The sequence below is a fragment of the Mycobacterium sp. WMMD1722 genome (genome assembly GCF_049315205.1).
Classification (GTDB): domain Bacteria; phylum Actinomycetota; class Actinomycetes; order Mycobacteriales; family Mycobacteriaceae; genus Mycobacterium.
Genome location: NZ_CP186056.1, coordinates 2,472,545 through 2,494,902 on the forward strand (window position 1 = coordinate 2,472,545; position 22,358 = coordinate 2,494,902).

Below are 22,358 nucleotides of genomic sequence, written 5' to 3' on the forward strand. Positions count from 1 at the left end.
CTCTTGCGGTACCGGCGGTATCACCTTTAGTGTCGGGCAGCATGACCGAACGCGCACCGATCCATGAGGGATCCGGCGAGCCGATCCTGATGCTGCATCCGTTCATGATGTCGCAGAACGTGTGGAAGAAGGTCGTGCCCCAGGTCGCGAACACCGGCCGTTTCGAGGTGTACGCCCCCACCATGCTGGGCCACAACGGCGGCCGTAAGGGTCCGTTCTTCCTAGACAGTGGGTCGCTGGCCGACGATGTCGAACGCCGGATGGACGAGCTGGGCTGGGACACCGCGCACGTCGTCGGCAACTCGCTCGGCGGCTGGGTGGCCTTCGAGCTGGAACGTCGCGGCCGGGCGCGCACCCTTACCGGCATCGCACCCGCCGGCGGCTGGCGCCACTTCACCCCGGCCAAGTTCGAGATCGTCGCCAAGTTCCTCGCCGGGTTGCCGATCTGGCTGGTCGCACTGGTGCTCAAGGAGCGGGTGCTCAAGCTGCCGATCACCCGCCACCTGGCTTATCCAGCCGTCAGCGCCAACGCCGACGGACTGACCGACGAGGACGTCGCCGACATCATCGACGACGTATCGCACTGCCCGGCCTACTACCAGTTACTGGTCAAGTCGCTGACGTTGCCGGGGTTGCTCGAGATCGCCGAGGGCCGCTCGCCCACTCACCTGGTGATCTGCGAGAAGGACCGAGTACTGCCGCATCCGCGGTTCACCCGGCACTTCACCACGCATCTGCCCGAGGACACCCGGGTCACCCACCTCGACGGCGTCGGGCACATCCCGATGTTCGAGGCGCCCGGCCGCATCGCCGATCTGATCGTCGAGTTCATCGACGAGCACACCGACCCCAAGCGGGCTACGGGGTAGGACCCTCCTGCACGTCGGTCGAGAGCCCTTCGGCGCCGGGCGTCGCCGGCGTGGCCACCACGTCCTCCTCGGACGGGGTTTCGGACGTGTTGTAGCCCTCGCTTGGGGATGTCACTGCGCCTCCTGGCGGTCGACTGTCGCGGTCCCGCGGGGGGTACCCGAGCCCCCCGCGGGTTAACCCGGCGCTCAGTCGCGGGCGCCCTCCAAGGCCTCGTTGAACGTCTTGCTGGGCCGCATGACGGCGGTGGTCTTGTCGTTGTCCGGCCGGTAGTAGCCGCCGATGTCGACGGATTCGCCCTGTACCTCGGCGAATTCCTTGACGATCGTCTCCTCGTTCTCACCGAGGGTCTTGGCGAGCGCGGCGAAGTGATCGCGGAGCTCCTCGTCGTCGTCCTGACCGGCCAATTCCTGGGCCCAGTACAGAGCGAGATAGAACTGGCTGCCGCGGTTGTCGAGTTCACCGGCCTTGCGCGACGGGCTCTTGTCGTTCTCGAGCAGCTTGCCGATCGCGGCGTCCAGTGTCTTGCCGAGCAGTACGGCCCGCTTGTTCCCGGCTTTGTCGCCCATGTCCTCGAAGCAGGCGCCCAGCGCCAGGAACTCGCCGAGCGAATCCCACCGCAGGTGGTTCTCCTCGACCAGCTGATGCACGTGTTTGGGGGCCGAACCGCCCGCGCCGGTCTCGTAGAGTCCGCCGCCGGCCATCAGCGGCACGATCGAGAGCATCTTGGCGCTGGTGCCGAGTTCCAGGATTGGGAACAGGTCGGTGAGGTAGTCGCGCAGGATGTTGCCGGTGACGGCGATGGTGTCCTGGCCGCGGATCACCCGTTCGAGGGTGTACCGCATCGCCCACACCTGCGGCATGATCTGGATCTGCAGACCCTCGGTGTCGTGGTCTTTGAGGTACTCCTTGACCTTGTTGCGGAGCTCGGCCTCATGCGGACGCTCGGTGTCCAGCCAGAACACCGCCGTCATCCCCGACGCGCGGGCCCGGTTGACGGCCAGCTTCACCCAGTCGCGGATCGCCGCGTCCTTCACGATCGGCATCCGCCAGATGTCGCCGGCCTCGACGTTCTGGCTGAGCAGCACCTCGCCGGTGTCGATGTCGACGATGTCGGCGACGCCGTCGGTGGGGATCTCGAAGGTCTTGTCGTGGCTGCCGTACTCCTCGGCCTTCTGCGCCATCAGACCGACATTGGGGACGGTGCCCATGGTCGTGGGGTCGAACTGGCCGTGGGTCTTACAGAAGTTCACCATCTCCTGATAGATGCGGGAGAAGGTCGATTCCGGGTTGACGGCCTTGGTGTCCTTGGTGCGGCCGTCGGCGCCGTACATCTTTCCGCCGAGCCGGATCATCGCGGGCATCGACGCGTCGACGATGACGTCGCTGGGCGAATGGAAGTTGGTGATGCCCCGCGCGGAGTCCACCATCGCCAATTCGGGACGGTGTTCGTGGACGGCGTGGATGTCCTGGATGATCTCCTCGCGCTGCGAGGCGGGCAGCGACTCGATCTTGTCGTAGAGATCCGACATGCCGTTGTTGACGTTGACACCGAGTTCGTCGAGCACCTGCTGGTGCTTGGCGAAGGCCTCCTTGTAGAACGTCTTGACCGCATGGCCGAAGACGATCGGGTGGGAGACCTTCATCATGGTGGCCTTGACGTGCAGCGAGAACATCACGCCGGTCTTGTAGGCGTCCTCGATCTCGGCCTCGAAGAACTCCACGAGCGCCTTCTTGCTCATGAACATGCTGTCGATGATGTCGCCGGCACCGAGCTTCACCTCGGGCTTCAAGACAATGGCCTCCCCGCCGGCCTCCCCGGCGGCCTCCCCGGCGGCCTCCCCGTCGCCCTTTCCGGCCGGGGTCAGCACCATCTTGACCCGGCGGTCCTTGTCCAGGGTCATCGACTTCTCGCCGTGGTAGAAGTCGCCGTGCTTCATGGTCGCGACGTGCGTGCGGGAGGCCTGCGACCAGGCGCCCATGCTGTGCGGATGCTTACGGGCGTACTCCTTGACCGCCTTGGGCGCGCGCCGGTCCGAATTGCCCTCGCGCAGAATGGGATTGACCGCACTGCCGAGGATTTTCGAGTAGCGCTCCTTGATCTCGCGTTCCTCGTCGGTCTTCGGATCACCGGGATAGTCCGGCAGGTCGTAGCCCTTGGACTTCAGCTCCTTGATCGCCGCGAGCAGCTGCGGCACCGAGGCACTGATGTTGGGCAGCTTGATGATCGTGGTGTCGGGTTCCTGGGTCAGGGCACCGAGTTCGGCCAGGTTGTCCGGGACCCGCTGATCCTCCGGGAGGCGGTCGCTGAACTCGGCCAGGATGCGGCCCGCGACCGAGATGTCACTGGTCTTCACGGTGATGCCCGCCGGTTCGGCGAACGTCCGGATGATGGGTAGGAATCCGAACGTGGCGAGCATCGGCGCCTCGTCGGTCAGGGTGTAGATGATCGTCGGCTGGTCGTCACTCATGGTCACTCTCCCGGCGTCGGCGGCTATGGATTCGAGGGTCTCCCGCGTCGCCTCTGACGCTACCCGGGGAGGAGGTCCGCGTGATCACCTGGTGGCACCACCGTCAATCCGTGCGCTAAGCTTCGAACCGGTCATGAGTGCCAGCGTCAAGCCCCGGCTTGCTGGCCGGCAACCCTCCAACCGCGGTGGGGTGCCCCGGGAGACGACCAGGTTGAGTAGCCGCCCACGGCTATAAGGCAAGCGCGGGTCCGCCGTGAAACGGGCCCCAGTTTCATGGAGGAACGTCGATGACCCAATCAGATCCCAGCACGTCCTGGTCGTTCGAGACCAAGCAGATCCACGCCGGACAGACCCCCGATGCGGTGACCAATGCGCGGGCCCTGCCGATCTACCAGACCACCAGCTACACCTTCCGCGACACCGACCACGCCGCGGCGCTGTTCGGATTGGCCGAGACCGGCAACATCTACACCCGGATCATGAACCCGACCACCGATGTCGTCGAGCAGCGCATCGCGGCGCTCGAGGGCGGTGTGGCGGCGTTGTTCCTGGCATCCGGGCAGGCCGCGGAGACCTTCGCGATCCTCAACCTCGCCGGCGCCGGCGACCACATCGTGTCCTCTCCGCGCCTCTACGGCGGCACCTACAACCTGTTCCACTACACGCTGGCCAAGCTCGGCATCGAGGTGAGTTTCGTCGACGATCCCGACGATCCCGCGTCGTGGCGGGCTGCGGTGCGGCCCAACACCAAGGCCTTCTTCGGCGAGACGATCTCCAACCCGAAGATCGATGTGCTCGACATTCCGTCGGTCGCCGCCGTCGCACATGAGCACGGTGTGCCACTGATCGTCGACAACACCATCGCCACCCCGTATCTGATCCAACCGCTGAGCCATGGCGCCGACATCGTCGTGCACTCGGCGACCAAATACCTCGGGGGCCACGGGAACGCGATCGCCGGTGTCATCGTCGACGGCGGCACATTCGACTGGACCAACGGCAACTTCCCCGGCTTCACCACACCCGACCCCTCCTACCACGGGGTGGTGTTCGCCGAACTCGGCCCACCGGCCTTTGCGCTCAAGGCGCGGGTGCAGCTGCTGCGCGACCTCGGGTCGGCGCCCGCCCCGTTCAACGCCTTCCTCATCGCGCAGGGACTCGAGACACTGAGCCTGCGCATCGAGCGCCACGTGCAGAACGCCCAGCGCGTCGCCGAGTATCTCGCCGACCATCCCGACGTGCTGTCGGTGAACTACGCGGGGCTGCCCAGCTCGCCGTGGCACGAGCGCGCAAAGCGGCTGGCGCCCAAGGGAACCGGGGCGGTGCTGGCATTCGAGCTGGCCGGCGGGGTGGATGCCGGCAAAGCGTTCGTCAACGCGCTGACCCTGCACAGCCACGTCGCGAACATCGGTGACGTGCGTTCCCTGGTCATCCATCCGGCGTCCACCACCCACGCCCAGCTCTCCCCCACCGAACAACTCGCCACCGGTGTCACTCCGGGGCTGGTGCGCCTGGCCGTCGGCATCGAGGGCATCGACGACATCCTCGCCGACCTCGAGCAGGGGTTCCGGGCTGCCGCGGCGGTCGGCGCACCCGCCGACGCGCAGACGGCTGCGGTCTCCTGAGCGACGGTTCGAGGGAGTTTGACGTGACGATCTCCGAGATCCGCCCCGTGCCGGCCGTCGACCTGCCCGCCGAGGGTGAGGTCGGCGTGATCGACATCGGCGCGCTGACCCTCGAGAGCGGTGTCGTTCTCGAGGACGTGTCGATCGCCGTGCAGCGCTGGGGTGAGCTCTCCCCCGCCCGCGACAACGTCGTGATGGTGCTGCACGCGTTGACCGGCGATTCCCACATCACCGGTCCGGCCGGACCCGCTCACCCCACCCCCGGGTGGTGGGACGGGGTCGCCGGCCCGGGGGCCCCCATCGACACCGACCGCTGGTGCGCGGTGTCCACCAACGTGCTCGGTGGCTGCCGCGGTTCGACCGGACCCGCATCGACCGCGCCGGACGGGCGGCCGTGGGGATCGCGCTTCCCGGCGTTGACCATCCGCGACCAGGTCGAGGCCGACCTGGCGGCACTGCGGGCGCTCGGCGTCTCCGAGGTGGCGGCCGTGGTGGGCGGCTCCATGGGCGGGGCGCGGGCCCTGGAGTGGATCGTGGGGCATCCCGACACCGTCCGCGCGGCACTGGTACTTGCCGTCGGGGCCAGGGCGACCGCCGATCAGATCGGCACCCAGTGCACCCAGGTGGCCGCCATCAAAGCCGACCCCGACTGGTGCGCCGGCGACTATCACGGCAGCGGGCGGGCGCCGTCGAGAGGCTTGGAGATCGCCAGGCGCTTCGCCCACCTCACCTACCGCGGGGAGCGGGAACTGGACGATCGGTTCGGCAACGACGCCCAGGGCGAGGAGAAGCCGACCGACGGTGGGCGCTACGCGGTGCAGAGCTATCTGGAGTATCAGGGAGCCAAGCTGGTCGAGCGGTTCGACGCGGGCACCTACGTGGTGTTGACCGATGCGCTGTCCAGCCACGACGTCGGACGGGGCCGCGGTGGAGTACGCGCCGCCCTGCAGGGCTGTCGGGTGCCGACGGTGGTCGGCGGCATCACCTCCGACCGGCTGTATCCGCTGCGGCTGCAGCAGGAACTCGCGGATCTGCTGCCGGGCTGCAGATCGCTGGACGTCGTCGACTCGAGCTACGGCCACGACGGCTTCCTGGTCGAGACCGAGGCGGTCGGTGAACTGATCCGGCGCACCCTGGCGCTGGCGGACCGGTGACCCAGGACTCCGCGCCGGCCTCGCTGTCGTTCGGCGCGCAGGCCGCGGCCTACGAGCGGGGCCGACCGTCCTATCCGCCCGAGGCGATCGACTGGCTGCTGCCGCCCGATGCGCGTGACGTGCTCGATCTCGGCGCCGGCACCGGCAAACTGACCACCCGGCTGGTGGAGCGGGGCCTCGACGTGGTTGCGGTGGACCCGATCCCGGAGATGCTCGAGGTGCTCTCGGGATCACTCCCGGACACCCCGGCCCTGCTCGGCACCGCCGAGGAGATTCCGCTGGCCGACGACAGCGTCGATGCGGTGCTGGTGGCGCAGGCCTGGCACTGGTTCGACCCCGAGCGAGCCGCGAAGGAGGTCGCCCGGGTGCTGCGGCCGGGTGGCCGGCTCGGGCTGGTCTGGAACACCCGCGACGAACGGTCGGGCTGGGTGAAGGATCTCGGCCGCATCATCGGTCACGAGAACGACCCGTTCACCGCCGAGGTATCGCTGCCCGCGCCGTTCGCCGAGGTGCAGCGCCACCACGTCGAGTGGACGAGTTACCTCACGCCGCAGGCGCTCATCGACCTGGTCGCCTCCCGCAGCTACTGCATCACCTCGCCGACAGAGGTGCGCACCCGCACGCTCGGCCGGGTCCGCGAACTGCTGGCCACCCATCCGGCGCTGGTGAACACCGCGGGGCTGGCACTGCCCTACGTGACGGTCTGCATCAAGGCCACGCTGGCCTGAGCGGGTCTCCGAACCACCTGCCCAAGGCCTCGGTCAGTCCGGCCGCCGGAGCGGACCCGAAATCGTCTGCCGCCCAGGCGACATAGCCGTCGGGGCGGATCAGCATCGCGGCGGGGCCGCCGTCCATCCCAGCCTCGACGCACCGGATCCGCGACATCCAGGGCGCCGCCGTCACCGCCGCCGCGCCGCCGGACCCGTCGAGCAGCAGTCCCCCGGCGTCGTGCAGCAGATCGGCCGCCCGTCGGCCGTCAGCGACCGCGATATCGGGCACCATGAAACCCGACAGGGCGTGGTCGTCGGCAGCCGGGCCCATGTCGTAGCGGACGTCGGCACCCGCCAGCAGGCGCGCCATCCGCCCGCCCACCTCCGCTGAGGTCAGCAGCTCCCCGAAAAGTCCTCGCAGCGCCCCGATCTCGGGACCCGGTGCCATGAGTGCGATCTGCGCCTGGGAGTGCATCATGACGCGCTGACCGACGGGATGACGCTCGGATTCGTAGGTGTCGAGCAGCTCCTGGGGCGCCCACCCGTTGACCACCGCGGCGAGCTTCCAGCCGAGATTGACCACGTCCTGCAGACCGAGGTTCAGCCCGGGACCACCCATGGCGGAGTGCACATGCGCCGCGTCGCCGGCGAGCAGCACACGACCTTTCCGGTACCGGTCGGCCTGCCGGGTGTTCTGCCCTTCGATGCGGCGCAGCGCATGCGGACCAGGACCGCTCGGTTCGGCCACCTCGACGTCCACGCCGAGGATGCGCCGCAGGCTCGCGCGCAGATCGTCGAGCGACATGGGTTCCGGTGTGCTGTCCGGCGTCCAGCCGTATTCGAGGGTGCCCAGCAGGGGCCGGTCGTGCTCCAACGGCGCGAAGATCATACAACCGGTGTCGAATCTGTTGTGTCCGAACGGGATAGGGCCGAACCCGGGGATGTCGAGGCTACCGTCGGCCGCGAGCATCCCCTCGGGTAGACGCACATGGGCGACGCGGGCGACGGTCGGTGACGTGCTGCCGTTGAACGCGATGCCCAGCGCTTTGCGCACCATGCTGCGTCCGCCGTCGGCTCCCACCAGCCACGCACAGTCGAGGCCATAGCGACCCGTGGGCGATGCCACGGCCACCGTCACCCGGTCGGAACCAGGTGTGAATCCGGTCAGTTCGTGACCCCAGCGGATGTCGACACCCAGCCCGCGTGCCCGGTTCTCCAACCGGCGGACGAGTTGCGGTTGGGACAGCATCCAGGCGTGCATCGGATTGGCGTCCAAGCCGGAGAAGTCCAGCGCCATGCCCGAGAAGATCCAGCCGTCGGTCGGCCGCGGCGGATGTGGATCGCCGCTGAACTCGCGGTAGAGGCCGCGCATATCCAGTTGCCGGACCACCTGCCCGACCAGACCGTTGGCCTTGGGTTCGTCACTCGGCCCGGCCAGCGGGTCCAGCACCACGGGGACGATGCCGGCCAGGGCGAGCTCACAGGCCAGCATCAGCCCGTTGGGACCGGCACCGGCGATCACCACCTCAGTCATGAACGGTGTTCTTCACAGCAGGGACGGGCAGACCGGCCGCCACGGCGGCGAAGCCGGCCCGCATCAGGTCGGTGATGGCCACCGGCGGGTCGGCCGACGCGTAGGCCTCCATCGTGGCGTCGCCGACGGCCCGCACGACCGCGACCACCAGGCGCGGATAGAGATCGCCGGCCCCGATACCCGTCCGCTCGGCAATCGCGTCGGCCCAATCGTCGAACAGGTCACGGGACACCGCGTCACGAATCTGGGGCAGCATCAGCAGCTTGCGGATCTCGAGGAGTTCAGCGCGGGTGGGCACCCGGTCCTCGATGCCGGTCACGTCGGCGAAGTCGGTCTCCAGCGTTCCGACGACGGCTTCGGCGATCGCCGTCCACAGGGGTTCGTCGACCGGTCGGCGGCGGAACTCCTCCACGCTGCGCCGCATCCGCTGGGTCTGCCGGTAGGCAAGCGCTTCGTACTTGCCGGTGAAGTAGTTGTTGAACGTGCGTAGCGAGACGCCCGCCAGGTCGGCGATCGCCTCCCGGGTGACGGCATCGAAGCCCCGCTCCAGGGCCAGGGTCAACGCGGCGTCGCTGAGGGCCCGCCGGGTATCGGCCTTCTTCCGCTCCCGCAATCCGGACATCGCCCTACGGTACACAAAACATGCCCGGTAGGCATTTTTGCCCAGCGGGCAGCTAGCTGGTGCCCAGGGGGTCGATCGTCCAGGCGACGTAGAGCATCACCGCACTCACCGTCGCGGTGGTGACGAAATCGATGGTCTTACTACGCACGGCGAGCAGCCCCGCCCGCTCCTCGGAGAGCGAGACCCGCAGTGCCGCAGCCAAACCCACCCCGATCGCCATGACCAGTGCGCCGCGGCGCCAGTAGCCCGCGACGACCAGGACGAAGGCGGCGACCAACACCATGCCCACGACCAGGATCGGCCACTGCCCCATGAACACCTTGCGGGCGAACTGGCGGGGCGTCACGTCTGCTGGTCGGCTTCAACCCGCTCGACGACATTGGTGAGCAGGAACGCGCGGGTGAGCGGACCGACACCACCGGGATTCGGCGACACGTGACCGGCCACCTCCCACACGTCGGGGGCGACGTCGCCGACCAGCTTGCCGGCGTCGTCGCGGCTGACGCCGACGTCGACCACCGCGGCACCGGCCTTGACCATTTCGGCGGTCACCATGTGCGGCACCCCGGCCGCGGCGACGATGATGTCGGCGTCCAGCGTGAACTGCGGCAGATGCCGGGTGGCGGTATGGCACAGCGTCACCGTGGCGTTCTCCGAGCGGCGGGTCAGCAGCAGCCCCAGCGGCCGGCCGACGGTGACGCCTCGGCCGATCACCACCACATGGGCGCCGGCGATCTCGACCTCGAAGCGCCGCAGCAGGTGCACGATGCCGCGCGGTGTGCAGGGCAGCGGTGCGGGCTCGTTGAGGACCAGGCGGCCCAGGTTCGTCGGATGCAGTCCGTCGGCATCTTTGGCCGGGTCGATGCGTTCGAGGGCGGCGTTCTCGTCGAGGTGCTTGGGCAGCGGCAGTTGCACGATGTAACCGGTGCACGACGGGTCGGCGTTGAGTTCGTCGATGGTGGCCTCGAGATCGGCCTGGCTGATGTCGGCGGGCAGATCGCGACGGATCGACGTGATGCCGACCTTGGCGCAGTCGGCATGCTTGCCCCGCACATAGGCGTGCGACCCCGGATCGTCACCGACCAGCACCGTGCCCAGACCCGGAGTGTGACCGGCTTCGGTGAGCGCCGCGACGCGCCGTTTCAGGTCGACGAAGATCTCGTCGCGCGTGGCCTTACCGTCCAACGTGATTGCACCCACATGGGTCATTGTTTCACGTCGCTGTGGCAGGCTGACTGACCATGAACACCACGCCTGATGTGTTCACCCCGGCCAAGCTCGGCCCGGTGACATTGCGCAACCGCATCATCAAGGCCGCCACCTTCGAGGCGTCCACGCCGCACGCGCTGGTCACCGACGACCTCATCCACTATCACCGGCTGCCCGCAGCCGGTGGCGTCGGCATGACGACCGTCGCCTACTGCGCCGTCGCACCGGGCGGGCGCACCGACGGCTGGCAGATCTGGATGCGCCCGGAAGCGGTCCCCGGCCTGCGCAGACTCACCGAGGCCGTCCACGCCGAGGGCGCCGCGGTGAGCGCGCAGATCGGTCACGCCGGACCGGTCGCAAATGCCCGCACCAACCGGGCCAAAGCCCTTGCCCCGGTGCGGTTCTTCAATCCCCTGTCGATGCGGTTCGCCAAGAAGGCCACCCGTCAGGACATCGCCGACGTCACCGCCGCGCACGCCAATGCCGCCCGCCTGGCCATCGATGCGGGCTTCGACGCCGTCGAAGTTCACCTGGGCCACAACTATCTGGCCAGTTCCTTCCTGAGCCCGCTGATCAACAAGCGCAACGACGAGTTCGGCGGGTCGCTGGAGAATCGGGCGAAGGTGGCCCGCGGATTGGTCCGAGCGGTCCGCGATGCCGTCGGCAATCAGATCGCGGTGACCGCGAAACTCAACATGACCGACGGCATTCGCGGCGGCATTCCCCTCGAGGAGTCGCTGCAGACCGCCAAGTGGCTCGAAGAGGACGGCGGGCTGGACGCCATCGAATTGACGGCGGGCAGCTCGCTGGTCAACCCGCTCTACCTGTTCCACGGCGATGCGCCGGTCAAGGACTTCGCCGCGGCGTTCAAGCCGCCGTTGAGCTGGGGCATCAGGATGACGGGCACGAAGTTCTTCCGCGAGTACCCGTATCGCGAGGCCTTCCTGCTCGACAAGGCGCGCGCGTTCCGCGCCGAACTCACCATGCCGTTGATCCTGCTCGGCGGGATCACCAACCGCGAGACGATGGATCTGGCGATGGCCGAGGGGTTCGACTTCGTCGCGATGGGCCGCGCGCTGCTCGCCGAGCCGGATCTGCTCCGGCGTATCCAGGCCGAGTCGACGCCCGGATCGGTCCGTTCCGCGTGCACGCACTGCAACAAGTGCATGGCGACGATCTACAGCCATACCCACTGTGTCGTCACCGGGGCGCCGGACTCGCTGCCCGCGCTCGGCTGACCTGACGGTCGTTACCTATACAGTTGTCCCCGATGAGCCGACCTGTCCCACCTGCGCTGACCGTTCGGTACGAGGGTTCCGCTCGCACATTCGCCCCCGGTAACGACGTGGTCATCGGCCGCGATCTGCGGGCCGACGTGCGGATCGCCCACCCCCTGATCTCGCGCGCGCATCTGGTGCTGCGCTTCGACCAGGGCCGATGGGTGGCGATCGACAACGGCAGCCTCAACGGGATGTTCGTCAACGGTCGGCGGGTGCCCGCCGTGGACATCCGCGACGGCCAGCACCTCAACATCGGTAATCCCGACGGGCCACAGCTGACATTCGAGGTGGGTCGCCACCAGGGTTCGGCAGGCAGCCCCCCGCAGACCACTGCCGTGCCCATCGCACGTCCGGCCACCAGCGGCGGCTGGGGCCAGCAGCCGCCGCCCTCGCGGCCGCAGCCGCGGTATCCCACCGGTCCGCAGCACGGCAGCCCCCCGCCGAGCGCCCCGAACCGCTATCCGACGTCCGGTCAGCCGCTGCGCCATACCGCCACCAACGCGACCGTGGTTCCCGGGGCATCGGCGGCGTCGGCCCCACCGCTGTCCGAGCAGCCCGCGCTGGAACCGGTCACCCGGATGGGGCCCACGGCCGCCCCCCGATCGGGCGATGCCGGCGGCAACCTGGCCACCAGCATGCTCAAGATCCTCCGACCGGGCCGGCCGGCGGAGGCTCCCCCCGGTGCGATCAAGATCGGCCGCGCGAGCGACAACGACATCGTCATCCCCGACGTGCTGGCCTCGCGCCACCACGCCTCGCTGGTGCCCACCGCGGGCGGCACCGAACTGGTCGACGCCCGCAGCATCAACGGCACCTTCGTCAACGGCACCCGGGTGGAGTCGGCGCTGCTCAACGAGGGTGACGTCGTCACCATCGGCAACATCGACCTGGTCTTCTCCGGCGGCACGCTGGTGCGCCGCACGGAGAACGCGATCGCCACGGGCACCGGCGGCCTCGACGTGCACGGGGTCACCTGGACCATCGAGAACAACAAGACCCTCCTGGACAACATCTCGCTGACCGCGCGGCCGGGCACGCTGACCGCGGTGATCGGCCCCTCCGGCGCGGGCAAGTCCACCTTCGCCCGACTGGTCGCCGGCTACACGCACCCGACCAACGGTTCGGTGCTGTTCGAGGGCCACAACGTGCACGCGGAATACGCCTCGCTGCGCTCCCGGATCGGGATGGTGCCGCAGGACGACGTCGTGCACGGGCAGCTCACCGTCCGGCAGGCCCTGATGTACGCCGCCGAACTGCGCCTGCCGCCGGACACCACCAAGACCGACCGCGAACAGGTCGTCATGCAGGTGCTCGAAGAACTCGAGATGACCAAACACCTCGACACCCGGGTCGACAAACTGTCCGGCGGGCAGCGCAAACGCGCCTCGGTCGCCCTCGAACTGCTCACCGGTCCGTCGCTGCTGATCCTCGACGAACCCACCTCGGGTCTGGACCCGGCACTGGACCGGCAGGTCATGACGATGCTGCGCCAGCTCGCCGACGCCGGCCGCGTCGTACTGGTGGTCACGCACTCCCTGACCTATCTCGACGTCTGCGACCAGGTCCTGCTGCTGGCCCCCGGGGGTAAAACCGCGTTCTGCGGGCCGCCCGCCGACATCGGGCCGTCGATGGGCACCACCAACTGGGCCGACATCTTCAGCTCGGTGGCCAACGACCCCGACGGCGCCAACCAGCGGTATCTGGCTCTGCACGGGCCGCCCCCCGAACAGCCACCGACGTCGGATCCGGTCAATCTCGGCGAACCCTCCAAGACGAGCCTGCGCCGGCAATTCTCGACGATCGCCCGCCGCCAGATGCGGCTGATCGTCTCCGACCGCGGCTATTTCATCTTCCTGGCGCTCCTGCCGTTCATCATGGGTTTGCTGTCGATGTCGGTGCCCGGAACGGTCGGGTTCGGCGTTCCCAACCCGATGGGCGACGCCCCCAACGAGCCGGGCCAGATCCTGGTGCTGCTCAACGTCGGCGCCATCTTCATGGGTACCGCGCTGACCATCCGCGATCTGATCGGCGAACGCCCGATATTTCTGCGCGAGCAGGCCGTCGGCCTCTCCACGACGGCATATCTGCTGGCGAAGGTGTGTGTGTATTCGGTGTTCGCGGTGGTGCAGTCCACGATCGTCACCGCCATCACGATCGCCGGTAAGGGCACACCCACCCAGGGCGCGACGTTGCTGGGCAGCGCCACGCTCGAGTTGTTCGTCGGGATGGCCGCCACCACGGTCACCGCGGCGATGGTCGGCCTCGCCCTGTCGGCCCTCGCCCGAACCAGTGAGCAGATCATGCCGCTGCTGGTGGTCGCGATCATGAGTCAGCTGGTGTTCTCCGGCGGGATGATCCCGGTGACCGATCGCATCGGCCTCGACCAGCTGTCCTGGATCACGCCGGCCCGGTGGGGTTTCGCCGCCTCGGCCTCCACGGTCGACCTGATCAAACTGGTGCCGGGCCCGCTCACCCCGAAGGATGCGCACTGGGAGCACACCAGCGGGGCCTGGATCTTCGATATGGCCATGCTCGCCGCGCTGAGCATCGGCTACGTCGGTTTCGTGCGCTGGAAGATCCGCCTCAAGGGCGGCTGAGCCCGGCCGGTCGGCGCCGCTCATCTGAGCGGGCGGCAAAGCCGTGCACACGGCGCCGGCCCACGCTAAGGTTGCCGCCATCGAGGCGCTGACGTGCGACGAGCGTCGGCCGCTACCGGATGGGGACCCGTATGGGTGCCACGACGGCAACCTCGGTCCAGCACGCCGGTTGGACCACCACCGATCTCGGTGAGGCCTGCGAGCGCCTGACCGCGGAGTTCGGTGCCCGGCTGCGCATCGGCGAATCCCGCGACCCGACCCGCTGGCTCAGCGTGGACAAGCGCGGCACGGCGAACTTCCAGTGCGGCACAGTGCGGCTACCGACCCAGCTGCGGTTCGACTGCGCCGACAACGACGTCGTCATCGTCAACACCATGCAGGCCGGCATGATCGGCGGGATCGGGGGACCCCACGACTTCACCTACCGGCGCGGCGACGTCTTCCTGTCGAATTTCCCGGGTGCGCACTACCGCTGCCATACCGATCACTGCGCCACCCACATCGTCGTCATCCCGACGCGGTATCTGATCGATGCGGTGGGCGCCTCACCGTCGCTGCGATTCCTGTCGGTCAACCCGGTCAGCGTGTCGGCGACCAAACGCTGGATCGAGACGATCAATCAGGCCGAACAGATCCTGCGCGATCCGGACGCCCAGAGCGAGTTGGCCCTGGCCAACATCGCCCGGGTCCTGGCCGCGCGGATCACCGAGACCTTCCCGACGACCACCACACCGGCGGTCGCCCAGCCGGGCCGGCTCATACCGAACACGTTGTGGCTCGCCTTGGACTTCATGGAGGCCAGCGCGGGCGTCGACATCGGTGTCTGGGACATCGCCCGCGCGGTGGATCTCACGCCGGCCGGTGTGACGTACCTGTTCCGCCGCCACCTCGGCGTCACCCCGATGGCACATCTGCGTCAGCTCCGGCTCCGCAGAGCGCATCAGGAACTCGTCGACGCCGATCCCGCCCAGACGACGGTCGGCCGGGTCGCCGCCCGATGGGGTTTCGCCCGGCCGGCATCCTTCGCCGTGTTCTACCGCACCTGCTATGCCCAGAGTCCGCACGTCACCTTGCGGGGGTGATCTGTAGGGTCGCTATCCGTGGCGCGTGCACGCAGGATCGTCCGGGGCGTCGCCCAGGCACCGGCCACGTTCGGCTGGCTGCTCGTCCTGCTCGTCACGACGCGCGTACAGCGTTCGGCCGGCCATCAACGCGCCCAGCTGCTACACAGCCAGTCGACCAATCTGCACCACCTGTCCAACGAGCCGACCCGCGTCCTGACCGCCAGCCTGTTCTGGCTGGACGGCCGCCGGTGGTGGCCGTATGTGCTGCCCTACGTCGCGGTGCTGGCGCCGGCCGAACGGCGCCTGGGCACGTGGCGGTGGTCGGCGGTGGGGCTGGCCGCGCACGTCACCGGGACCTACATCGGGCAGGGCTATCTACGCTGGTCGATCAGCCGGGACAAGGCGCCGCCGAGGCTGGCCAACGCCAGGGACGTGGGGGTCAGCTACTTCCTGTTCGGCGTGGCCGGAATGCTCTCCGCCTACGTTCCCCGGCGCTACCGGTGGGCATGCCGGGGCGCCGCGGTCACCGCGCTGACCGCCAACGTCGTCATTCGGCCGACGTTCACCGAGGTCGGACATCTGAGCGCTTATCTCACCGGCCTGGCACTGTGCCCGCTCGCCCCGGATGCGCAACGCCGCCCATATCCGGGTACACACGGGTATGCGCAGTTCTGACATCCGGGCGCTCGGTGAGGTCGCCGGCGAGGGGTTGACCGTACTGAACGACGTGGTCCACGGCATGCACACCGGCATCGCGAGCCGGGTATTCGGCTCGATCGGACCGGTGTCGCGGCCCGTCGAGGTGATCCACGACGCGGTCGCTCACACCGTCTACGGCGCGGTCGGATTCGCCGGTCAGCGCATCCCGGACGCCGTCGGTGCGCTCGCCGCCGCGCGGGTCAGTGCCGACACCGACGCGCCGATCGACGAGAACCCGTCCGTCGCCGAGATGATCGCGGCACTCAACGGGATCTACGGCGACGAACTCGCCGACCGGGGTAATGCGCTGGCCCATCCGATGGCGGTGCGGGCCGACGGTCGCACCGTGGCGTTGACCCCGGACGCCGTGGCGGCCGCGTTCCCGGATGCCACGAACCGCATCGTCGTGTTCGTCCACGGGTTGATGCAGACCGAGGCGTCCTGGTGCCGGGCTCCGCGCCCCGAGGCCGGCGCTGACGATCCCCGGCCGTACGGCGCGCGATTGCGCGACGACCATGGCTTCACCCCGGTGTACGTGCGCTACAACACCGGACTGCACATCTCCTCGAACGGCCACGATCTCGACGAGTTGCTCGCCGAGCTGACCGCGGTGTGGCCGGTCCCGGTCACCGACATCGCGCTGGTCGGACATTCGATGGGTGGGCTGGTGGTCCGCAGTGCCTGTCACTACGCCACCGAGTACCGGCGCCGCTGGGCTCGTCTCGTGCGGCAGGTGGTGTGCCTGGGTTCGCCACACCTGGGCGCGGATCTGGAGAAGGGCGTCAACGCGGCGTCCTGGACGCTGGCTCGGCTGCGCGAGACCCGCGCGATCGCCCGCTTCCTCAACCTGCGCAGCGACGGCATCAAGGATCTCCGGTACGGCGCCCTGCTCGACGACGACTGGAGTGCGGCCGATCCCGACGAATTCCTCAAGGATCGCTGCGGCGAGGTTCCGTTCCTTCCCGACGCGTCGTACCACTTCGTGGCGACCTCGGCGGCGCCGCAGGCGGTCGGCCTCGTGCTCGGCGACGTGCTGGTGCGGCCGTCCAGCGCGTCGGGCCGCGGCAAGAAGCGGCGGATCCCGTTCGAGGAGGCGAACGGTCTGGTGATGACCGGCCTGCACCACTTCGACCTGCTGAACCATCCGCAGATCTACTCGAAGCTGCGTCAGTGGCTCGGCGTCACTGCAACGTGACGAGCTCCTGCACCGAGTCGCGCGGTAGCTCACCGTCGCCGTCGACGATCGCCGTGACGACCATGTTCTTGAGTTCGATGGAGCCGCGGTGGTTGTCGAGGAAAGCGGTGTCGGCGGCATCGCGGCCGGTGGCGATGCGCAGCATCGACTGCCGCGGCGCCAACAGTGTGGCGTCCACGACGCGCCACCGATCGTCGACATAGGCCTCGGCCACAGCGTGAAAGTCCATCGGGCTGCAGCCCGGGGCGTACACCGACACCAGCCGCGCCGGGACATTGACCGCGCGCAGCAGGGCGATCACCAGGTGCGCGTAGTCGCGGCACACGCCGGCGCCGGCGAGTAGGGTGTCGGCGGCGCCGTCGATGGGGTCGCTGGATCCGGGGACGTAGTTCAGCCGGGTGCCCACCCAGGAGGCGATCTTCTCCAGCAGCGTGGTGGTGTCGGCCAGCGCACCGAATTCGGTTGCGGCGAAACCGAAGAACTTGTCGGCCTCGGCATAGCGGCTGGGCCGCAAATAGGTCGACAAATCGATCTCCCGCACCGTCGGCGGATCGGCGAATCCGGTGACCGTCGCTTCGTAGGACGCCGTGACGAGCCCCTCGGCGGCGTCGAACTTGTGGATGCGGGTGCCGTGTTCGCCGATGATCTCGTGCGGCGTGACGGGCCTGCCGTCGTGCAGGAAGGTCAGCTTCTCCTGGACCTCGGCGCCCGGTTGCGGGGCGAGGGCGATCTGGAACTCCAGAATGGTGGGTGCAGTGACCTCTACGTCGAGTTCACAACCGACGGTGCGGATCATCGTGTCGCTGGGCATCGACACAGTGTCCTCTCGATTCGCGGCGGACGCAGCGCAGGGTCGGCAGGTGTGGTCGGAAATTATTCACCTCCTCTTTGTCCATTTCGCCCCCGTCGGAGCCCTTTGGCCGCTTACGCTTCCGACGGCTGGGCCTGATGGTCCGAGTGCCGGCGTCGTGAAGAACCCCGGGACGCAACAACATTCGCAGACAAGCATGCGTAGCTGCAGCCGCCCGCTGGACCGAGCCCACCCATGCGAGTAACTGGAGATCCACCATGAACGCAGCCCTGCGCCGCCACCCCGCCGACTTCACAGGCATCGACGTTCCCGGGCGGCCGGTGACGGTGACCCCCACCGTTGGCTGCGCCAAATATGTCGGGCGGGTGGGGATGCTCGCCGCGGCGCTGGGCGTGGGCCTGGCGGTGGCAACGGGAGTGGGTGCCGGCCTGGCCCATGCTGAGCCGTCGAGTTCAACCGGCGCGTCGAACGACAGCGGCAACCCATCGTCGCCGTCCACCGGGCCGGTCTCGCGTGCTGACGCCGGAGCAGCGCCAGGTCGTTCAGCGGCCATCACCGAGCGACGCGACGCCGGGACCAGGGCTCAAGACGCGGAGCGCACCGAGGCGAGTATGGCCGCGTCCGGCCAGCCCGCCGCAGACCGCCGGGACGATCAAAGGGGAAGCGAGCGCTGGTACAGGGACCGGGACCGGAACCAGGAAGAGGACCGGGACCGGAACCAGGACAGGGACAGGGACAGGGACAGGGACAGGGCGACGGTCGCCGCCCCATCGGCGTCGACATCGGGATATGTCGAACCCGCACGGCTCTCACCTCCCCAGGCGGGACGTCAGGTCAGCGCCCCGGCGACGGTCACCGATGCGCAGCGCGTCGGCGTCGCCGCGATCCCGTCGCGGGGTTCCACCCAGCCGACCACGACGGCTCCTGCGGCTGCTGGCGCGACGAAGCAGTCGCGGGTGATCGACAAGGCGGTGACGGCGTCGACGCTGACACCCCTGATGGCGCCGAACGCCGATAGTCCGTTCCGGCCATCGACGCTGTGGACGATGGTGGAGTTGCTTGGACGCGAATTGCAGCGCGGTTTCATCAACCGCCGACCCGAGGTCGTCGACCAGGAACTGACGCTGCACGTCGAAGACGCCACCGGAGCGATCCCGATCGCCTTGCGTGCCTCTGACCCCAACGGCGACGCCCTGGGTTACGGCGTGGCGGCGCCGGGCGGGCTGGGCGGTCCGGCTCGCGGCACGGTGTCGGTCGACCCGGCCACCGGAAATCTCGTCTACCGGCCCGATTCGGATTTCGCCGCGGTGGGCGGGACCGATTCGTTCGGTGTCACGGTCTTCGACAACGTCGGCGGAGTCCACTACAACGGCCTGTTGGGTGGAGTCACCCGCGGGTTGCAGGACATGGCGCTGGTCACCGTCACTCTGCCTGCCCGCTTTCGGCCGACTCCGGCGCCGCCCCGTCCCAACCCCGACACGCCCACCGAACCGAACCCCCCGACCGGGCAGTTCACCATCGATGACACCGACCCGGCCACCGGGACGGCGACCGGTTCGATCGATGTTCCCAACCCCGGTGGCGGCACACTGACCTTCGACGCACCGGCCGAAACCAGCCGCGGCACAATCGAAATCGACGAAGTCACCGGCCGCTTCACCTACACCCCCACCGACGCGGCCCGCCACGCCGCCGCCGCGAACGGTGCCACCGACGCCCGGCGGGACACGTTCGCCGTGACGGTCACCGACAGCGCGGGCCGTACCACCACGGTGCCGGTCACTGTGGACATCACTCCCGCCAATGCCCGCCCTGACGGCTCCTTCACGGTGGTAGCGACCAATCCGGACACGGGGCTGGTGAGCGGGGCGGTCACCGGCACCGACGCCGACGACGACGCCCTGGTCTACAGCGCACCCGCCACCACCGAGCGGGGCACCGTGCGGATCGACAGCGCCACCGGTGTTTTCACCTTCACCCCCACCGCGGAGGCCCGGCACGCCGCGGCAGCCACCGGTGCGACCGACGCCCGCCAGGCCACCTTCGACGTGACCGTCGACGACGGCTACGGCGGCACCACCGTCGTGCCTGTGACGGTGGACATCAGCCCCGCCAACACCCCGCCGACTGCTACCGCCGACTTCGGTACGCCCGATCCAGGCACCGGGGCGGTGAGCGGCACGATCACCGTGATCGACGCCGACGGCGACGCACCGACATTCAGTGCGCCGACGTCGACCGCGTACGGCACGGTGACGATTGACCCAGTCACCGGCGCGTTCACCTACACGCCCACCGAGGCAGCCCGTCAGGCCGCCGCAGAAAGCGGCGGCACCGGCGGCACCGGATTCCAGACGATCACCCTGACCGAATCGGGATCGGTCACCCAGGGCACGTTCGACAGCGTGAACAACGGGCTCGTCGACCTCAGCCAACTCGGCGAGGGTGGCGTTGAGCGGAACTACGTGGCGACGTTCTTCACTGCCGCCGAAACGCGAAGGTATTACTTCGGGCAGACGAGTGCCCCGGCCGACACCGTCATGGTGTTGTACAACGGAGTGTTCGATCCGGCTTCGCCGGCGGCCAACGCCATCGCCCTCAATGACGACACGTCTTCCGACTCACATGCGGCGGTCGGTGCCATCGTCGAGCAACCGTATGGATGTGGATCGACGAACTTCTGCCCTCAGGTCAACGTAGAGCTGGCTGCCGGGCAGACGATTTCCCTGGTCGTCACGACGTACCGCGCCTACGAGCCCCTCGGCCTGCCGCAGACGTTCTACGCGTCGGGCTCCGGGTCGTTCTCCTCGACCGCCCTGTTCGACACATTCAATGTCACGGTCGACGACGGCCACGGCGGTGTCGTCACCATCCCGGTCACTGTGCCCATCGACCCGATGCCGACGGCGACCGAAGCGGCGACCGAAGCGCTGTAGCAAGCCGTGGCCTACTGTCGACGAGCCCGGGGACAGTAGTTCGTCGGCGACCGTGAGGGCGCGCCCGCCGGCCGAAGGGGCGGGCGCCCACCGCAACCTCATTCGCCGTGAACGTCGAGCCCGTGCGCGGCCGCGAACAACAGTGCCTGCTCGATGTCGACCCGCGCGCCGTGCAGCTTGGCCGTCGTCCACAGGGTGGGATCCACCCGGGCCCCCCGCAGATCCGCCTTCTCGAAACGGGCGTTCTGTACCCGCGCGCCCTGCAGGTCCGCCCGCCGCAACACCGCCTCGCGCAAATCGGTGCCGACCAGGCTGGTCTCGCGCATCCGGCAGTCCGACAGGTCGACGCCGCGAAGATCACTCCCGGCGAGCACCGCGAGGGTCCAGTCCACCTCGACCACGGTCACCGGGCGCAGCCGGCAGTCGGTGAACTCCGAACCGAGCATGCTGCAGTGCCGGAAGGCGCTGTGCCACAGGGTGGTCCGTCGAAAGCGGCAATTGCGGAACGCCGAGCCGACGTGCTCGGACTCCGACATGTCCACGCCGCTGAAATCGCACCCGTCGAACACCACACGCTCGGTGCGCAGCCGACTCAGATCCTCGTCGCGGAAGTCGTGTCCGACGAACTCGCGCTCACTCCACTCGGTCACCGGTCAGCGCGGTGCGGTCGACATGCTGTTCAACGAGTACTCCGTGATCGTGATGAGTGCATTCCTCGCCGACTGTCGGTCGCGGGCGTCGACACTGATCAGTGGCACGTGGTCGCCCAGGGCCAGCGCTTTACGCACCGACGGGGCGGGATACACCGGGGCGCCGTCGAACTCGTTGACCGCCACCAGGAACGGCAGCCTGCGGGCCTCGAAGAAGTCGATCGCGGCGAAACTGTCCTGCAGCCGCCGCACATCCACCAGCACGATCGCCCCGATCGCACCGCGCACCAGGTCGTCCCACATGAACCAGAACCGGCGCTGACCGGGCGTCCCGAACAGATAGAGCACCAGATCCTGGGCCAGGGTGATCCGTCCGAAGTCCATCGCCACCGTGGTGGTGCGCTTGTCCGGCGTCGTCCGCAGCGCGTCGACGCCGGCGGACGCATTGGTCACCAGGGCCTCCGTACGCAGCGGCATGATCTCCGACACCGCACCCACGAACGTCGTCTTGCCGGCACCGAAGCCGCCGGACACGACGATCTTCGTGGCGCTCGGCCGGCGCCGGTCAAAGTGCTCGTAGGCCACGCAGTGTCCTCCCTATGAGTTCGCGTCGCTCGTCGGTGGTCGAGTCACCGAGGGTGGTGTGCACCCGCAGACAACCCTGCGCCACGAGGTCTCCTACGAGCACGCGCGCCACGCCGAGAGGCACCGACAAACCTGCCGCGATCTCCGCCACAGAGGGCCGATCGGCACAGAGCGCCACGATCGCGCCGCGGACGTCGCCCGCCGGCCAGCTCGGCCCCTGCCACGTCTGCGACATCTCCACCGGCGCTTCCAGGGGAAGATCGACGCCCGCCTCGGTGCGCCCGGCGGTCAGTGTGTAGGGGCGGACCAGGCTCGGTTCCGCGTCGACGTCCGCGTCGTCCATCCGTCA

The 22,358-nt window shown here is 68.6% G+C and carries 20 protein-coding genes and 1 riboswitch; of the genes, 10 read left to right on the top strand and 10 right to left on the bottom strand.

Features of this window, described 5'->3' with window-relative positions:
* The first annotated feature begins 41 nt into the window (after positions 1 to 41).
* A complete protein-coding gene (locus tag ACN27E_RS11740) occupies positions 42 to 869 on the top strand; it encodes an alpha/beta fold hydrolase (RefSeq protein WP_422749241.1) in 828 nt (275 codons plus the stop codon).
* Here the strand turns inward: ACN27E_RS11740 and ACN27E_RS11745 are convergent.
* Together ACN27E_RS11745 and ACN27E_RS11750 are read right to left on the bottom strand one after the other, a co-directional pair.
* Positions 859 to 984: a hypothetical protein gene (locus ACN27E_RS11745; RefSeq protein WP_422749243.1), complete on the bottom strand. Its 126-nt coding sequence runs from the start codon at positions 982 to 984 to the stop codon at positions 859 to 861. The two genes, ACN27E_RS11740 and ACN27E_RS11745, sit on opposite strands and share 11 nt — an antisense overlap.
* Before the next feature lie 71 nt (positions 985 to 1,055).
* Positions 1,056 to 3,338, bottom strand: a complete 2,283-nt coding sequence (locus tag ACN27E_RS11750) for an NADP-dependent isocitrate dehydrogenase (RefSeq protein WP_422749244.1) — start codon at positions 3,336 to 3,338, stop codon at positions 1,056 to 1,058.
* 129 nt (positions 3,339 to 3,467) lie between these two features.
* A riboswitch (SAM riboswitch) is annotated at positions 3,468 to 3,587 on the top strand.
* Between the two features lie 38 nt (positions 3,588 to 3,625).
* Between ACN27E_RS11750 and ACN27E_RS11755 the strand changes: the two genes are divergently transcribed.
* Genes ACN27E_RS11755 through ACN27E_RS11765 form a run of 3 tightly spaced genes read left to right on the top strand, consistent with a single transcriptional unit; the run spans position 3,626 to position 6,845 of the window.
* Positions 3,626 to 4,963, top strand: a complete 1,338-nt coding sequence (locus ACN27E_RS11755; RefSeq protein WP_422749246.1) for a bifunctional o-acetylhomoserine/o-acetylserine sulfhydrylase — start codon at positions 3,626 to 3,628, stop codon at positions 4,961 to 4,963.
* A 38-nt stretch (positions 4,964 to 5,001) separates the two neighbouring features.
* Positions 5,002 to 6,117: a homoserine O-acetyltransferase MetX gene (gene metX / locus ACN27E_RS11760; RefSeq protein WP_422749826.1), complete on the top strand. Its 1,116-nt coding sequence runs from the start codon at positions 5,002 to 5,004 to the stop codon at positions 6,115 to 6,117.
* Positions 6,114 to 6,845 (top strand): class I SAM-dependent methyltransferase, encoded by a 732-nt coding sequence (locus ACN27E_RS11765; protein ID WP_422749248.1) that lies wholly within the window; start codon positions 6,114 to 6,116, stop codon positions 6,843 to 6,845. The genes metX and ACN27E_RS11765 overlap by 4 nt, the downstream gene beginning before the upstream one ends.
* Here the strand turns inward: ACN27E_RS11765 and ACN27E_RS11770 are convergent.
* Genes ACN27E_RS11770 through ACN27E_RS11785 form a run of 4 tightly spaced genes read right to left on the bottom strand, consistent with a single transcriptional unit; the run spans position 6,826 to position 10,183 of the window.
* Positions 6,826 to 8,361, bottom strand: a complete 1,536-nt coding sequence (locus ACN27E_RS11770) for an FAD-dependent monooxygenase (RefSeq protein WP_422749250.1) — start codon at positions 8,359 to 8,361, stop codon at positions 6,826 to 6,828. The genes ACN27E_RS11765 and ACN27E_RS11770 overlap by 20 nt on opposite strands.
* Complete coding sequence (locus tag ACN27E_RS11775; RefSeq protein WP_422749251.1) at positions 8,354 to 8,983, bottom strand: TetR family transcriptional regulator; 630 nt, start codon at positions 8,981 to 8,983, stop codon at positions 8,354 to 8,356. The genes ACN27E_RS11770 and ACN27E_RS11775 overlap by 8 nt, the downstream gene beginning before the upstream one ends.
* Before the next feature lie 52 nt (positions 8,984 to 9,035).
* On the bottom strand, positions 9,036 to 9,329 hold the full coding sequence (locus ACN27E_RS11780) for a DUF3017 domain-containing protein (RefSeq protein ID WP_422749252.1): 294 nt from the start codon (positions 9,327 to 9,329) through the stop codon (positions 9,036 to 9,038).
* A complete protein-coding gene (locus ACN27E_RS11785; RefSeq protein ID WP_422749253.1) occupies positions 9,326 to 10,183 on the bottom strand; it encodes a bifunctional methylenetetrahydrofolate dehydrogenase/methenyltetrahydrofolate cyclohydrolase in 858 nt (285 codons plus the stop codon). The genes ACN27E_RS11780 and ACN27E_RS11785 overlap by 4 nt, the downstream gene beginning before the upstream one ends.
* 41 nt (positions 10,184 to 10,224) lie before the next feature.
* Between ACN27E_RS11785 and ACN27E_RS11790 the strand changes: the two genes are divergently transcribed.
* The 5 genes from ACN27E_RS11790 (at position 10,225) to ACN27E_RS11810 (ending at position 17,027) form a co-directional block, all read left to right on the top strand.
* Entirely contained in the window at positions 10,225 to 11,430 is a 1,206-nt protein-coding gene (locus tag ACN27E_RS11790) for an NADH:flavin oxidoreductase (RefSeq protein ID WP_422749255.1), read from the top strand.
* 32 nt (positions 11,431 to 11,462) lie between these two features.
* Entirely contained in the window at positions 11,463 to 14,069 is a 2,607-nt protein-coding gene (locus tag ACN27E_RS11795; protein WP_422749257.1) for an FHA domain-containing protein, read from the top strand.
* A gap of 131 nt (positions 14,070 to 14,200) precedes the next feature.
* Entirely contained in the window at positions 14,201 to 15,151 is a 951-nt protein-coding gene (locus ACN27E_RS11800; protein ID WP_422749259.1) for a helix-turn-helix domain-containing protein, read from the top strand.
* 18 nt (positions 15,152 to 15,169) lie between these two features.
* Positions 15,170 to 15,808, top strand: coding sequence for a rhomboid-like protein (locus ACN27E_RS11805; RefSeq protein WP_422749260.1), 639 nt, complete (start codon positions 15,170 to 15,172; stop codon positions 15,806 to 15,808).
* The gene (locus ACN27E_RS11810) at positions 15,795 to 17,027 is read left to right on the top strand and encodes an esterase/lipase family protein (RefSeq protein WP_422749261.1); all 1,233 of its coding nucleotides are present in this window, start codon (positions 15,795 to 15,797) and stop codon (positions 17,025 to 17,027) included. Before ACN27E_RS11805 ends, ACN27E_RS11810 begins: the two co-directional genes overlap by 14 nt.
* Here the strand turns inward: ACN27E_RS11810 and ACN27E_RS11815 are convergent.
* Positions 17,014 to 17,823 carry a transglutaminase-like domain-containing protein gene (locus tag ACN27E_RS11815; RefSeq protein WP_422749828.1) on the bottom strand — a complete coding sequence of 270 codons (810 nt, stop codon included), beginning with the start codon at positions 17,821 to 17,823 and terminating at the stop codon, positions 17,014 to 17,016. The genes ACN27E_RS11810 and ACN27E_RS11815 overlap by 14 nt on opposite strands.
* Positions 17,824 to 18,095: 272 nt before the next feature.
* Here ACN27E_RS11815 and ACN27E_RS11820 point away from each other — a divergent pair, with 272 nt between their 5' ends.
* Positions 18,096 to 20,774 (top strand): Ig-like domain-containing protein, encoded by a 2,679-nt coding sequence (locus tag ACN27E_RS11820; protein ID WP_422749262.1) that lies wholly within the window; start codon positions 18,096 to 18,098, stop codon positions 20,772 to 20,774.
* A 98-nt stretch (positions 20,775 to 20,872) separates the two neighbouring features.
* On the opposite strand, the gene ACN27E_RS11825 is transcribed toward ACN27E_RS11820, so the two are convergent.
* Genes ACN27E_RS11825 through ACN27E_RS11835 form a run of 3 tightly spaced genes read right to left on the bottom strand, consistent with a single transcriptional unit; the run spans position 20,873 to position 22,352 of the window.
* Positions 20,873 to 21,424, bottom strand: a complete 552-nt coding sequence (locus ACN27E_RS11825) for a pentapeptide repeat-containing protein (RefSeq protein WP_422749263.1) — start codon at positions 21,422 to 21,424, stop codon at positions 20,873 to 20,875.
* A 3-nt stretch (positions 21,425 to 21,427) separates the two neighbouring features.
* Positions 21,428 to 22,009 carry a GTP-binding protein gene (locus ACN27E_RS11830; RefSeq protein WP_422749265.1) on the bottom strand — a complete coding sequence of 194 codons (582 nt, stop codon included), beginning with the start codon at positions 22,007 to 22,009 and terminating at the stop codon, positions 21,428 to 21,430.
* Positions 21,990 to 22,352 (bottom strand): DUF742 domain-containing protein, encoded by a 363-nt coding sequence (locus ACN27E_RS11835; RefSeq protein ID WP_422749266.1) that lies wholly within the window; start codon positions 22,350 to 22,352, stop codon positions 21,990 to 21,992. Before ACN27E_RS11835 ends, ACN27E_RS11830 begins: the two co-directional genes overlap by 20 nt.
* Between the last annotated feature and the right edge of the window lie 6 nt (positions 22,353 to 22,358).